This window comes from Flavobacterium fragile (assembly GCF_023634865.1).
GTDB classification, from domain to species: Bacteria; Bacteroidota; Bacteroidia; order Flavobacteriales; family Flavobacteriaceae; genus Flavobacterium; species Flavobacterium fragile.
The window spans coordinates 129,966-144,189 of record NZ_JAMLJN010000003.1; the positions used below are offsets into that span (position 1 = coordinate 129,966).

At 34.7% G+C, this 14,224-nt stretch carries 8 protein-coding genes; 5 read left to right on the plus strand and 3 right to left on the minus strand.

Annotated features, from left to right (window positions below; translation table 11 throughout):
* Nucleotides 1-64 precede the first annotated feature (64 nt).
* Complete coding sequence (htpG, locus tag NAT47_RS05105) at nt 65-1,948, minus strand: molecular chaperone HtpG (protein ID WP_250580986.1); 1,884 nt, start codon at nt 1,946-1,948, stop codon at nt 65-67.
* 115 nt (nt 1,949-2,063) lie between these two features.
* Here htpG and NAT47_RS05110 point away from each other — a divergent pair, with 115 nt between their 5' ends.
* Nucleotides 2,064-2,984, plus strand: coding sequence for an ABC transporter ATP-binding protein (locus NAT47_RS05110; RefSeq protein WP_250580988.1), 921 nt, complete (start codon nt 2,064-2,066; stop codon nt 2,982-2,984).
* Between the two features lie 112 nt (nt 2,985-3,096).
* Here the strand turns inward: NAT47_RS05110 and NAT47_RS05115 are convergent, their stop codons facing one another.
* Nucleotides 3,097-5,511, minus strand: a complete 2,415-nt coding sequence (locus tag NAT47_RS05115; RefSeq protein ID WP_250580990.1) for a S9 family peptidase — start codon at nt 5,509-5,511, stop codon at nt 3,097-3,099.
* A gap of 182 nt (nt 5,512-5,693) precedes the next feature.
* On the opposite strand from NAT47_RS05115, the gene NAT47_RS05120 reads away from it, so the two are divergent.
* The gene (locus NAT47_RS05120; RefSeq protein ID WP_250580992.1) at nt 5,694-6,701 is read left to right on the plus strand and encodes a 3-oxoacyl-ACP synthase III family protein; all 1,008 of its coding nucleotides are present in this window, start codon (nt 5,694-5,696) and stop codon (nt 6,699-6,701) included.
* A 110-nt stretch (nt 6,702-6,811) separates the two neighbouring features.
* Here the strand turns inward: NAT47_RS05120 and NAT47_RS05125 are convergent, their stop codons facing one another.
* Nucleotides 6,812-9,226: an outer membrane beta-barrel family protein gene (locus NAT47_RS05125; protein ID WP_250580994.1), complete on the minus strand. Its 2,415-nt coding sequence runs from the start codon at nt 9,224-9,226 to the stop codon at nt 6,812-6,814.
* A gap of 182 nt (nt 9,227-9,408) precedes the next feature.
* Here NAT47_RS05125 and argS point away from each other — a divergent pair, with 182 nt between their 5' ends.
* From argS to NAT47_RS05140, 3 genes are all read left to right on the plus strand, one after another.
* Complete coding sequence (argS, locus tag NAT47_RS05130; RefSeq protein ID WP_250580995.1) at nt 9,409-11,187, plus strand: arginine--tRNA ligase; 1,779 nt, start codon at nt 9,409-9,411, stop codon at nt 11,185-11,187.
* An 85-nt stretch (nt 11,188-11,272) separates the two neighbouring features.
* Nucleotides 11,273-12,724: an SGNH/GDSL hydrolase family protein gene (locus NAT47_RS05135; RefSeq protein ID WP_250580997.1), complete on the plus strand. Its 1,452-nt coding sequence runs from the start codon at nt 11,273-11,275 to the stop codon at nt 12,722-12,724.
* Nucleotides 12,714-14,138, plus strand: a complete 1,425-nt coding sequence (locus NAT47_RS05140; RefSeq protein ID WP_250580999.1) for a GDSL-type esterase/lipase family protein — start codon at nt 12,714-12,716, stop codon at nt 14,136-14,138. Before NAT47_RS05135 ends, NAT47_RS05140 begins: the two co-directional genes overlap by 11 nt.
* The last annotated feature ends 86 nt before the right edge of the window (nt 14,139-14,224 follow it).

Genomic DNA, 14,224 nt, shown 5'->3' on the forward strand with positions numbered 1-14,224 from the left:
TTTTATTTAGTTTTTATTCTATTAATTAGATTCTGAAACCAGTTCAGAATGACAAAATTTCGAATTATTTCAACGTTTCAAAACTTCTTTTTACAAAAGCTGTTAACTCTTCGCCTTTTAATAAACCTTGTGAAAGTTTGGCTAAATCTAAGGCTTGTTTTACTAAGTCTTTTTGTGCGTCTTCAGGACTGTTTAAAATAGTAGTGGCTAATTCTGAATTGGTATTTACCACTAAATTGTACATGTCAGGGAAGTTGCCCATACCAAACATTCCGCCACCGCCTGTTGCGCTCATTTCTTTCATTCTGCGCATGAATTCGGGTTGGGTAATGATGAATGGCGCTGCCTTGCTGTCTAAGTTTTCTAATTGCACCGTATAGTTTTCTTTTGGCACTACGGTTTCAACAGCCGTTTTTAGTTTTTCTTTTTCGTCATCCGATAATTTTGAAATTGTTTCTTCCTCTTTCTGAATTAATTTATCGATGTGATCCGCATCTACACGAGCAAAAGTTAGATTTTCATTGTCTGCTTCTAATTTTTGGATTAAGTGCGATACAATTGGAGAATCTAACAACAATACTTGATATCCTTTTTCTTTTGCAATATCAATGTAACTGTGTTGCGCGTCTTTGTTCGAAGCGTAAAGGACTACTAATTTTCCGTTTTTGTCGGTTTGGTTGTCTTTTAAAGCTTCTTTTAATTCAGCTAACGTATAATATTTGTCATCTGTTGTTGGATATAACACGAAATCGCCAGCTTTTTCATAGAATTTTGGTTCTGAAAGCATACCATATTCCAATACCACTTTGATGTCGTTCCATTTTTGTTGGAAGTCTTCGCGGTTTTCGTTGAATAACGATTTCAATTTATCCGCTACTTTTCTTGTGATGTAATTTGAAATTTTCTTCACATTACCATCGGCTTGTAAGTACGAACGCGATACGTTTAATGGAATGTCTGGCGAATCTACTACTCCTTTCAACATCATTAAGAATTCAGGAACAATTCCTTCTACATTATCGGTAACGAAAACCTGATTTTGGTACAATTGGATTTTGTCTTTCTGAATTTGTAAATCCGAAGATAATTTTGGGAAATACAAAATTCCAGTCAAATTGAACGGATAGTCAACATTTAAGTGAATGTTGAATAACGGTTCGTCAAATTGCATTGGATACAGTTCGCGATAGAAGTTTTTATAATCTTCCTCCGATAAATCACTTGGTTGTTTGGTCCAAGCCGGATTTGGATTGTTGATGATGTTGTCTACATCTACATATTCTGTTTTGTAATCTTCAGGAGCGTCTTCTGGTTTTGGAAGTGCTTCTTTTTTTGTTCCAAATTTAATCGGAATTGGCATGAACTTGTTGTATTTCGTCAACAATTCACGGATTTTGAATTCCTCTAAAAACTCTAGTGAATCTTCAGCGATATGTAAGATGATTTCGGTTCCTCTTTCCGTTTTATCGTGCGGTACTAATGTAAATTCTGGACTACCATCGCACGTCCAATGAGCGGCTGGTTCGTCTTTGAATGATTTAGTGATGATTTCTACTTTAGAAGCCACCATGAACGCCGAGTAAAATCCTAATCCAAAGTGTCCGATTACACCTGAATCTTTGGCGGAATCTTTGTATTTTTCTAAGAATTCTTCTGCGCCTGAGAACGCGATTTGATTGATGTATTTTTCTACTTCATCGGCTGTCATTCCTAACCCTTGGTCGATGATGTGAAGTTTTTTACCCTCTTTATCGATTTTCACCTCGATTATAGGGTTGCCATATTCTACTTTTGCTTCGCCAATGCTGGTTAAATGTTTTAATTTTAAAGTAGCGTCGGTTGCATTCGATACTAATTCACGTAAGAAAATTTCGTGATCGCTGTATAAGAATTTTTTAATTAGGGGAAAGATGTTTTCTACTGAAACATTAATTTTTCCTGATGCCATATTTAAAATTTTAAGTTAAACAATTTGATGGTTTTTTGATTTCAAAAGAAATACCAAAGTTGAAATGATGACAAATTGACATAATTTAAATCCTATCTTTGCAAAAAAAAATCTTATGTTGTCGGTTCAAAATATTACTTTTTCATATGACGAAATTCCAAATTTACATGCGATTTCTTTGCAATTGTCAAAAGGTAAAAACTTGGCTTTAATTGGCGAAAGCGGTTGTGGAAAAAGTACTTTGTTAAAATTAATCTACGGCTTATATGACCTAGATGAAGGTCAGATTTTTTGGAATGATATAGAAGTGTTGGGTCCGAAATATCATTTGATTCCGGGAATGCCTTTCATGAAGTATTTGGCACAAGATTTTGATTTGATGCCTTATATTACAGTGGCCGAGAATGTTGGGAAATACCTTTCTAATTTTTATCCCGAAAAGAAAAAAGCCAGAATTGCTGAGTTACTTGAAATCGTAGAAATGACCGAATATGCCAATGTAAAAGCTAAATTATTAAGTGGTGGCCAAATGCAACGAGTAGCTTTAGCTCGAGTTTTAGCTTTAGAACCAGAAGTTTTATTGTTAGACGAACCTTTTAGTCATATCGATAATTTTAGAAAAAATAGTTTGAGACGCAAATTGTTTGGTTATTTAAAAGAAAAAGGGATTACTTGTATTGTTGCTACGCATGATAGTACGGATGTGTTGTCGTTTGCGGATGAGGTAGCAATTATTAAAGATGGAAACATCATTGAAAGTGGTGTTCCAAAATTCATTTACGATAATCCAAGAGATAAATATGTGGCTTCGTTATTTGGAGATGTTAATGAAATTGAAATCAACGGCGAGCTAAGATTTGTTTATCCACATCAATTAAAAGTAGTGATGAATTCCGATTTGAAGGTGGAGATTGTCAATTCTTATTTCAGAGGAAGTCATTATTTTATAGAAGCGAAATATGGTAATCGAATTTTATTTTTTGAAAATGATGCAATTTTGGAGAATGGGGAAGTGGTTGGGTTGAAAATTGCTTAACATCCCTCTAACCCCCTTCAAAGGGGGAATTCCAAAAAGTTATGAAAGAAATTAAGAGAAAAAAAAGACCTTCAAACAATTGCTCAAAGGTCTATTTTCTTTATTCTTTTCTCTAATTCTTTAAATATTTTTCTAAGAATTGATCTTGTTCCCACAACAGGTGTAAGATGTTTTCTTTTGCAACGTATCCGTGGCTTTCTTTAGGTAGGATTACTAATCTTGCTGGTCCTCCTAATCCTTTTAACGCTTGGAAATAACGCTCTGATTGTAGTGTAAAAGTTCCAGGATTGTTATCCGCTTCGCCATGAACTAATAATAGAGGCGTTTTCATTTTTTCAGCATTCATGAAAGGCGACATAGTATTGTATACTTCTGGAACATCCCAATAGTTGCGTTGTTCGCTTTGGAATCCAAAAGGCGTTAAGGTTCTGTTATAAGCACCACTTCTTGCAATACCACAAGCAAATAAATTAGAATGCGTTAATAAATTAGCCGTCATGAACGCTCCGTATGAGTGACCCCCAATGGCTACTTTTTTACGATTGATGTAACCCAATTTATCTACTGCATCAATTGCAGCCTCTGCGTTAGCCACTAATTGTTGGATAAATGTATCGTTTGGTTCAGTTGTTCCTTCTCCAATAATTGGGAAAGCTGCGTCGTCTAAAACTGCATACCCTTTGGTTACCCAATATACAAACGAACCGTAGTTAGGGAATGTAAACTCATTCGGGTTTTTATCGCTTTGTCCGGCTGAATTTTTGTCTTTGTATTCTGCTGGATAGGCCCAAATTAATAATGGTAATTTTTCTTTTTTCATTTTGTCATATCCGACAGGTAAATATAAGGTTCCCGATAATTCTACACCATCGTTTCTTTTGTATTTGATTACCTCTTTATGTACGTTTTTGATACTTTCAAATGGGTTTTTGAAAGTAGTAATCGGAGTTAATTTATTTTTTGATTTGATGTTTCTGAAGTAGTAATTTGGATATTCGTTTTTCGATTGTATCATTACCAATACTTCTCCTTTTTTGAAATCTTCAATCGACATTAAGTCTTCTTTTTTATCTTTCATTTTTGAAGTGTACAGACGTGTTTTCTTCAGAGTATTGAAATCAAACTCATCGATAAATGGAAATTGTCCATCTTTGGTATGACCGTCACCTATTAAATAGCCTTTACCGTTTTCAATCGCAATTACGTATCTTCCGAATTCGTTCTTTTTCATTTCGAAATTTCCAGGATCAGAGTAGATGTCTTGTGAATTTCTATCTTCAATAATTTTTGGAGCTACAGCAGTATTTGAAGGATTGAATAAATACGCTTTAGTATTTCTTGTATCGTACCAAGAATCTGCTACAATCGCAATGTTATCGTTTGCCCACATGATGCCCGCATAACGTTGTTGGGTTTTGATTAAGCTTGTTGGGTTTGATGTAAAAGGCGCTTCCCACAAGAATACTTCGTCTCTGAAATCTACTTTTACTGCTTGGTCTCCACCATCTAAAGCTTCCACAAAGTATAAAGTAGCAGGTTTGTCCGCTCTCCAACCCATGCTTCTTTTTCCTTTTCTTACTGATGAAAAACCTTTTGGCATAATTTCCGTTAATGGCACTTCGTTCACCACTTTAACTTCTTTTCCGTTCGCATCATAAACCGTAGTTTTTTGCGGAAAACGGCTCATTGGTACAATATACGAGTACGGTTTTTGAATCGTAGTTAGCATTAAGTAGTTTCCATCTGGAGAAAAGCTTTCCCCTGCATAAATGTCGGCTTTTTTGAATAAAGTAGTTGCTCCAGAAAGGGTTACTTTATATAATTCTGAAGTTACTAATGCGTCAAAATTAGCTTCATCGGTTTTGTTTTTCAACAAGTCTTGATACGTTCTGTTTTGTGATTTTGAGCCGTCACTAGTTGAAACGGTTGGTCCTTTAGGAACATCTTTGTTACTATCAATTAACGCTGGACGGTTTTTCGGTAATACTTTCACCAATAACGTTTCGTTGTCTTTCATCCAATTGAACGGACTTCCAAGATTTGCATTCAAATTATCAGAAGTTAGTTTTTTAGCGGTTGCAGTTGCCACATCAATTACCCAAAGTTCCACCCCTTGATTTGTGGTGTTTGTAAAAGCAATTTTCTTTTCGTTTGGTGACCAAGAAATATTTGTAATTCGAGCATTTGCAGGTAGTCCACTAACTTGAATTTCGTTTTTATCCTTAATTTTTCTAATCTTTAGGTTGTTAATGTAAGTAACGGTGCTTGATATATTGGTAACGGGATTAATACGTAATCCGCCTAATTTCATTTCCGTTTGGTTTAAATCGTCTAGTGTTTTGTACGTATTACGATAACTCAAAAGCATGTATTCTTTTTTGGTGTCCATACTTACAGAAGGAGCTCTTTCGTAATCCGCTAGTGCTAGAATTTCGGCAGAGGGTTTCTGATACGTTACATTTTCTTGTGCTGAGGTACTGAATAAAGCCCCCATAAGCGTCATGATGGTAAGCAATCTTAATTTCATGTTTGTTAGTTTGAATTTGATGGTTTAAAGTTAAATTTTTGAGTCCTATCTTTTTCAAATAATTTGTTAATTTTCGTAATCTACTTTCAAATTATCTACTCATCCATGATTTGATTTTATCAAAAAAGAAGATTGACATGTATTTATTTTGTATTTTTGCCGTTTAATTTAGCCATATCAATATGTATCATTCAAAAATTACGGGTTTAGGTTATTACGTTCCTGATAATGTAGTAACCAATGATGATTTATCTAAAATAATGGACACAAATGACGAATGGATTCAGGAAAGAACTGGAATTCAAGAACGTCGTCATGTTATTCGAGGGGAAGATACTACCACCTCTATGGGTGTTAAAGCAGCCAAAATTGCTATTGAGCGTTCTGGTGTAGCCAAAGAAGATATCGACTTTGTGGTTTTCGCTACTTTGAGTCCCGATTATTATTTTCCAGGCCCTGGTGTTTTAGTACAACGCGATTTGGGTTTAAGAACTGTTGGTGCTCTGGATGTTCGTAATCAATGTTCGGGTTTTGTGTATGCTCTTTCTGTTGCGGATCAATACATTAAGACGGGAATGTATAAAAATGTCTTAGTTATTGGTTCTGAATTGCATTCTACCGGTTTAGATATGACCACTCGTGGTAGAGGTGTTTCTGTTATTTTTGGAGATGGAGCAGGAGCAGCAGTACTTTCAAGAGAGGAAGATGTTACGAAAGGAATTTTGTCGACTCATCTTCATTCCGAAGGACAGCATGCTGAAGAATTGTCTTTAGTAGCTCCGGGTATGGGTAAACGTTGGGTGACTGATATCATTGCGGATAATGATCCAAATGACGAAAGTTATTATCCTTACATGAACGGGCAATTCGTTTTCAAAAATGCCGTAGTTCGTTTTAGCGAAGTTATTAATGAAGGTTTGCAAGCTAATAATTTACAGGTTTCGGATATTGATATGTTGGTACCGCATCAAGCGAATTTGAGAATTTCTCAATTCATTCAACAGAAGTTTCGCTTGACTGATGATCAAGTTTTTAACAACATTCAAAAATACGGAAACACTACAGCCGCTTCTATTCCAATTGCTTTGACTGAAGCTTGGGAACAAGGAAAAATAAAATCGGGTGATTTAGTTGTTTTAGCAGCTTTTGGTTCCGGATTTACTTGGGGAAGTGTGATTATTAGATGGTAATTTTTCGAGAATAGAAAAAAGAAAATAGCATATAGACAAAAGCGCTCTGAAAACTCAGAACGCTTTTTTATGGTTTATGAATTCCTCTTTTTTGGAGGGATTAGGGAGGACTAAAACATTCCGCCACCGCTTTGCACCTCGTTGGCATCTCTTTGTTTTCTGGCTAGGGCTTTGTTTTTTCCACCTCCAAACATGTAGTTGAATCCTACATAAACGGTTTGGCTTTCCCAGTAGAATGCTCCTTGTTGGCGGTAAGGAATGGAGCCATCAAAAGCAAAACGCATCGTTTCGAACATATCGTTTAGTCTGGCTGTTATGGTTCCTTTACCTTTTAAAACATTGTAAGTTGCTCCTAAGTCAATACGATACATTTCCTTTCTGTCAAACTGAATGCTTTTGTCTTTTCCTCTATACATTCCAAACAATTGAAAACGCAAATCTTTTGTGGCTGTAAAACTGTTGTTTACTCTAACATTAAAAGTAGTTACATCTGCTTCTGCATTTTCTAAAGCATTTGTATTGCTATTTTGTACGGTTCCTTTTACCGTTCTAAAGTACACATCAGCACTAGCATTAACGGACCACCATTTAGAGAATTTTAAATTTCCAGACGTTTCAATACCGTATGCATCATTGTTGTTAAAATTGTCATACGATAAAATATTTCGGTTTGGGTTGTTTGGATCGTTGAATACCACTCTCGAAATTTCATCTGAAATTTTTCTGTAGAATATGCCACTTGTTATTGAACCTAATTTGGTGTTTCGGGTGTAATTCACTTCAAATGAGTTGGTAAATTGAGGTGTTAACTCTGGATTACCCCTTGATTCTAAGATAGGAGTGGTCCATTCTCTAATCGGACTAATCTGACCAATACTTGGGCGATCTATTCTTCTGGAATAATTGAAGTTAAACGAGTTTTTATCATTAGCATTGTACGTTAAAAATGCAGATGGGTAAACCGTAAAAATTTCGTCATTAACTCTTTGTTTGTCTGAAAACGAAGGGTTGGTTTGATTTACTTCAAAATCGGCTTGAAGATCGAAATATTCCATTCTAAGTCCCACTTGACCGCTCCATTTGCCTACTTGTTTTCCAATGTTAGCATATCCAGAGTAAATATTTCTTCCAAATTCGAAAGCATTATTTGCACTAGAAAAACTAGGATTTACATCTTCTAATCTATTGCTTGAGTTTTGAATTCTCGATTCTACCCCCAATTCTAATTTGGTAGTTTCGTTTAATGGATTCACAAAATCAGCATTCAATTGAAAGTAATCGGTGACTCCATTAAGAATATTTCTTCTTTCAAACGATTGTGTAGGATTGAAAATGGTTTCGTTATATAGCGTATTTTCATCATTTTCAGTATGAGAAAAATTAGCTTGAAGTTCGAACGTTTTGTCTTTTTTGTCAAAATTATGTTTGTAGACTACATCATACGTTTGGTTTTTGTTTTTGCCATCACTTCCGAACGATTGATTGGTATTTCGGTTCGCAATAGGATTGTCAAAAGCTACGGTTGTTAATCCTGTTCCGAAACCCGATGTAAAACTTTGATTGGTATATGCTGATAAGGTGTTTTTATCGTTGATGTAATAATCCATTCCGAACTTAATCAGATGTGAATTGTTTTTATTTCTAAAATTAAAATCTTGTCTGTTTTCTAAGTTGGTTCTTTCGCTGTCTACAAAACCGTTGTTGGCATTTATCCCATGATTGAAGCCATAATTCGTGTAAAAATTCACTTTTCCAACGCGATAATTCATGTTTAATGCTGAGTTTGTTTTTGGAGTGATTCCGAAGGTGACCCCGGTATTTATTGAGCCATTAAATCCGTCTTGTGAATTTTTGTGTAAAATAATATTGATGATTCCACTCATTCCTTCAGGATTGTATTTTGCCGAAGGATTTGTTATCAATTCTACTTGTTTAATTGAAGCTGAAGGAATTTGTTGTAGCAGTTGCTCGATTGATACGTTTGACGGTTTACCATCAATTAGTACTCGCACGTTACTATTTCCTCTCATGCTGATTTCTTTCGTTTGAGGATCGATGCTAACCGTCGGGATATTGTTCATGATTTCTGAAGCGGTTGTTCCTGAAGCAATTAAGTCTTTTCCAACATTAATTACTTTTCGGTCAATTTTTTGAACCATGTTCGATCGTTCTGCTACCACTTCAACATCTTTTAGTTCGATAATATCTTCTGCAATAGCAATTGTTCCTAAGTTTTGATTGGCATTCGTAGTTAGGTCAACATTTTTAGTAACGGTTGTATATCCAATAAATTGAATTTCAACGGTATATTTCTGAGGAGCCAATTTGGTTATAGAAAAATTACCCTCTTCAGTAGTTACTGCTCCTGTAACTAATTTGCCATTTTCTTTGATGATGATGTTTACATAAGGCAACGTTTCGTTTGTTTTCTTGTCTGTTACCTTTCCCTTGATGCTTCCGTTGTTTTGTGCGAATCCAAAAGTGATACTGCACAAAAGTGTAGTGATAAAAAGTTTTAGTTTCATTAGATTGTTTTAATTAAATATGATTGATGATTGTGCTTAAGTAGACTTCAACATTTGTTAAATGTTACAGTCTATTTTTAATTTTTATTTTTTTTTTAACATTTTCCGCTATTTGTGAAATTTTATTTCATCATACTATCTTCAAAATTCTTACCTTTGCACGTTTTAAAAATCAAGGAAAAATGACATTACATCAAACATTAACCCAGCACATTCAAAAGGCAGTTGAAGAATTGTTCCCTATTTCTATAGAAAAAGTTGAATTTCAGGCTACAAGGAAAGATTTTGAAGGTGATATTACTGTAGTGGTTTTTCCTTTGGTAAAAGCATTAAAAGGCAATCCCGTTGAAATCGGAAATCAGATTGGAAATTACTTAGTGGCGAACGTAAATGAAGTGGCTAAGTTCAATGTAGTAGGCGGATTTTTAAATATCGTGATTTCGGATGCTTTTTATGTGGAATTTTTCAATACGATTAAAAACAATGAAACCTTTGGTTTTGTAGCTCCAAAAGAAGGAGAGAAGGCGGTAATGGTAGAATATTCTTCACCCAATACCAACAAGCCATTGCATTTAGGTCACATCCGAAATAATTTATTGGGTTATTCCGTTGCTGAGATTTTAAAAGCTTCCGGAAAAAAAGTATACAAAACGCAAATCATCAACGATAGAGGAATTCATATCTGTAAATCGATGTTGGCTTGGCAGAAATTCGGAAACGGACAAACTCCAGCTTCCACCGGATTAAAAGGAGATAAATTAGTTGGGAATTTTTATGTAGAATTTGACAAGCAATACAAAAAAGAAATTTCAGAATTAATTGCTCAAGGTAAAACCGAAGACGAAGCAAAAAAACTTGCACCATCTATTTTAGAAGCGCAACAAATGCTTTTAGATTGGGAAAATGGAAAGCCGGAAGTTATCGAACTTTGGAAAACCATGAACCAATGGGTGTATGACGGTTTTGCTGAAACGTATAAAAATCTAGGCGTTGATTTTGATAGCTACTATTATGAATCTAAAACCTATTTATTAGGAAAAGAAGTAGTGCAATTTGGTTTAGAAAAAGGCATTTTCGAGAAAGATCCGGATGGTTCGGTTTGGATTGATTTAACGGCAGATGGTTTGGATAGAAAAATCGTACTTCGTTCTGACGGAACTGCGGTTTACATGACGCAAGATATTGGTACTGCTATCCAACGTGTGAAAGATTTTTCAGATGTTGGTGGAATGGTTTATACGGTAGGAAACGAGCAAGATTACCACTTTAAAGTGTTATTCTTGATCTTGAAAAAGTTAGGATTTGATTGGGCGGATAGTTTGTATCATTTATCATACGGAATGGTAGAATTACCTTCTGGAAAAATGAAATCTCGTGAAGGAACCGTTGTAGATGCTGATGATTTAATGGCGGAAATGACTACAACTGCACAAACTATATCGGAAGAATTAGGAAAGTTAGATGGTTATTCTGAAGAAGAGAAAGCCGTTTTATTCAAAACCATTGGTTTAGGTGCTTTGAAATATTATATGTTGAAGGTAGATCCGAAAAAACAAATGATGTTTAATCCAGAAGAATCGGTTGATTTTGCAGGAAATACTGGGCCGTTTATTCAGTACACTTACGCTCGTATTCAGTCGATTTTAAGAAAAGCTGATTTTGATACTTCAATTTCAATTTCTGGATTAGAATTGCATGAAAAAGAGAAAGAATTAATCAAGCAAGTACAATTATTCCCTGATGTAATTCAAAATGCGGCGGATAATCATAGTCCGGCTTTGATTGCGAATTATACGTATGATTTGGTAAAAGAATTCAATTCGTTCTATCAACAAGTTTCGATATTGGGAGAAGAAAATCACGACAAGAAAGTATTTCGAGTACAACTATCAAAATCGGTAGGGAATACGATTAAAAATGCGTTTCAGTTGTTAGGAATTCAAGTTCCTGAGCGAATGTAATAGAGTTGCGAGCTTAAAGTAACGAGTAACGAGTTTGAGATTTTACTAGATTTTTGGACTTGTCTTCGAAATTGAAATTTAATACATGAATACATCAAAATATTTTTTTCAAACCTTAATTGTGGTAATTGTTTCTGGATTTTCATTTTTGATATTCAAAACGATTTTGCCTAAGAAATTATTTACTGAAGATAAATTAGATTCTAAAAATGTTGTAGTCGATAGTTTGCTTTTAGAAGCTCTTGCTGAAGATGGAGGTACCGTTGTAGAAGATTCTATGAGGGGGACTGTTATCGATTATGTAGCCGTAAATGGTATTGAATTTCCGAAAGAAACTTTTGAAACGTATACAGGGAATCAATATTTAGTTGGTTTTTTCGAGAAACTTTTTCAGTTAGAAACAAAAAAACAAGGTAACGTTCGAATTGCTTATTTTGGAGATTCCATGACAGATGGTGATTTAATTGTTAAAGATTTCAGGACGTATTTTCAGGAGAAGTTTGGAGGTCAAGGTGTTGGTTTTGTCAATATTACATCCGAATCTGCTGCTTCCAGAAGTTCGTTAACCCATGAATTTTCGGGTAATTGGAAAACACAGTCGTATTTAAAAGTGAAACATCCGTCTAATCCATTTGGAGTAAACGGTCATGTGTTTTACGCGAATGATACAGCTAGTGTGGCTTGGGTAAAATACAAAGCGAATACCACCAGATTTGCTTCTGAATTACCTCGCCCAACTTTATTTTACGGAAGTTCGTCTAACAAAGAAGGAAAAGTGTTTTACATATCAGGCACCGACACTATTGTTAAGAAATTGAATCCTAATAAATTAGTTAATACCTTAACCTTATCAGAAGGCAATTTAAAAAGTATTAGAGTAAATTTCAAGAACGCCGATTCTATTCCTATTTATGGATTTAATTTTGATGATGGAAAAGGTGTTCACGTGGATAATTTCTCGAATAGAGGAAACTCAGGTTTACCAATTGGTAGTTTTGATGTTGCCACCATGCGCGCTTTTCATTCCAAGTTAGATTATGATTTAATAGTATTGCAATACGGGGCCAATGTATTGAACTATGGTTCGTTACATTATGGTTGGTATGAAAAAAGGATGGAAAAAGTAGTTGCTCATTTAAGAGCTTGTTTTCCGGGTGTTTCAATATTAATAATCTCTGTTGCCGACAAATCTACTAAATACGACATGGAGATGAAAACTGATTCTGCAGTAGTTCCATTAAACAGAGCCCAAAAACGTTACGCTATCAAATCTGAATCGAGTTTTGTGAATTTGTATACTTTGATGGGTGGAGATGGTTCTATGATAAAATGGGTAGAGCAGGAACCTGTGAGAGCTAACAAAGACTATACACACTTTAATCACAGAGGAGCTAAAGAAGCGGCAAATTTGATTTTCACCCAATTGAACAAAGGGTATGAAACGTATAAGGAGTTGAGGAAAAAACGAAAAAAAGCTGTTGTGCCTGTTAAGAAAGATACCGTTTTAACACCAAAAGATACCGTTTATGAAAAGTAGATTTTTGTTGTTTCTCTTGGTTTTTTCTTTTTTTGGATTTGCTCAGGATACTTTATTGGTGCCTATAGATTCTGTTGAAGTAGAAGTTCCCGTTATTGATTCTATCGAAGTTTCCTTTACAGGAAATGACATTCATAATCCCAATGCTATTATTGCATTTTATGAAAAATTGTACCAATTGGAGCAAAGTAAATCAGGTAAGATTAATATCGTTCATATTGGGGATTCTCACATACAAGCCGATTTGTTTACGGCTAAAATTCGTTCGCAATTTCAAAAGGTTTATGGAAATGGGGGATTTGGATTTACTTTTCCCTATAGTGTAGCCAAAACCAATAATAGTGCTCCTATTCGTTACACTGCTTCAGGTAGTTTTCAAAGTTTTCGAAATTTGTATGCGGATACCAATCGACCTGTTGGCTTAAGTGGTTTTTCTATGGAAACGACTTCAAAAGATTTTGCGATTCAAATGCATGTAAAAGAAGTTCCATACCACTTTACAAAACTGAAAGTAATTACCCCTCAAAATGTGAATTTATTTGATGTTTCGATTTCCAATAAAAATAGTTTCATTGAAAGAAAAGTTCCGAAAAAAATCACACATAAAGTCAAGCCAGGTGAAGTTTTAGGAGGCATTGCTGATAAATACAACGTTTCTTTAAAAGCATTAAAAAAAGCGAATGGTTTAAAAAGCAATATCATTCGAGATGGTAAAGTTTTGACAATTCCAACAAAGGGAACTCAAACCAAAACGGCTACCAAAATAGAATACATTCCTATCGAATTAGAACCTTCTTTGCTTTCTAATGATTATGTTTCAGAAAAACCGTTAGATAAAATTGTTTTAGTTCCGAATCAGGAAATTGACGAATTTGCTTTGAATGGATTGGTCTTAGAAAATAATGCATCTGGTGTGATATATCATGGCATAGGCGTGAATGGTGCTAAGGTTTCTGATTTCAACAAATTTCGATTGTTTAATGAACAGTTACCTGTTTTACAACCTGATTTAGTGATTATTTCATTTGGAACTAATGAGAGTTTTGATAAGCAATCTGGGGAGCAGTTTTTTTCTAATTTAGATGAGATGATTCAGGGAATAAAACATAAAAATCCTGATGCGGGAATATTGGTTATGACTCCTCCGCCATCTGTTTTGCATCGCAAATATAGAAACACCTTTATCGAAATGTATGCACAGGAAATTGAAGACCATGCCCATGTTAAAAATTATGCTGTTTGGAATCTTCTCGAGGTTTTTGGTGGGAATAGCTCTATTAATCGTAATTCTGCAAAAGGATATATGGCCAAAGATAAAGTTCATTACTCTAAAAAAGGTTATGAAAAGCAAGGAGAATTGTTTTTTGAATCTTTTTTACAATCATACGAATTATATAAATCTACAAAATTATAGTGAAAGCACTTTTTAGCATACAAAATTGGTTTCTTGAGCATGTAGGAAATATCGATATAGAAACTATTCAAAAATGGTTTTTATAT

Coding starts and splice junctions, on each gene's coding strand:
- htpG (WP_250580986.1), bottom strand. CDS start 1,948: ATGGCATCAGGAAAAATTAATGTTTCAGTAGAAAACATCTTTCCCCTA.
- NAT47_RS05110 (WP_250580988.1), top strand. CDS start 2,064: ATGTTGTCGGTTCAAAATATTACTTTTTCATATGACGAAATTCCAAAT.
- NAT47_RS05115 (WP_250580990.1), bottom strand. CDS start 5,511: ATGAAATTAAGATTGCTTACCATCATGACGCTTATGGGGGCTTTATTC.
- NAT47_RS05120 (WP_250580992.1), top strand. CDS start 5,694: ATGTATCATTCAAAAATTACGGGTTTAGGTTATTACGTTCCTGATAAT.
- NAT47_RS05125 (WP_250580994.1), bottom strand. CDS start 9,226: ATGAAACTAAAACTTTTTATCACTACACTTTTGTGCAGTATCACTTTT.
- argS (WP_250580995.1), top strand. CDS start 9,409: ATGACATTACATCAAACATTAACCCAGCACATTCAAAAGGCAGTTGAA.
- NAT47_RS05135 (WP_250580997.1), top strand. CDS start 11,273: ATGAATACATCAAAATATTTTTTTCAAACCTTAATTGTGGTAATTGTT.
- NAT47_RS05140 (WP_250580999.1), top strand. CDS start 12,714: ATGAAAAGTAGATTTTTGTTGTTTCTCTTGGTTTTTTCTTTTTTTGGA.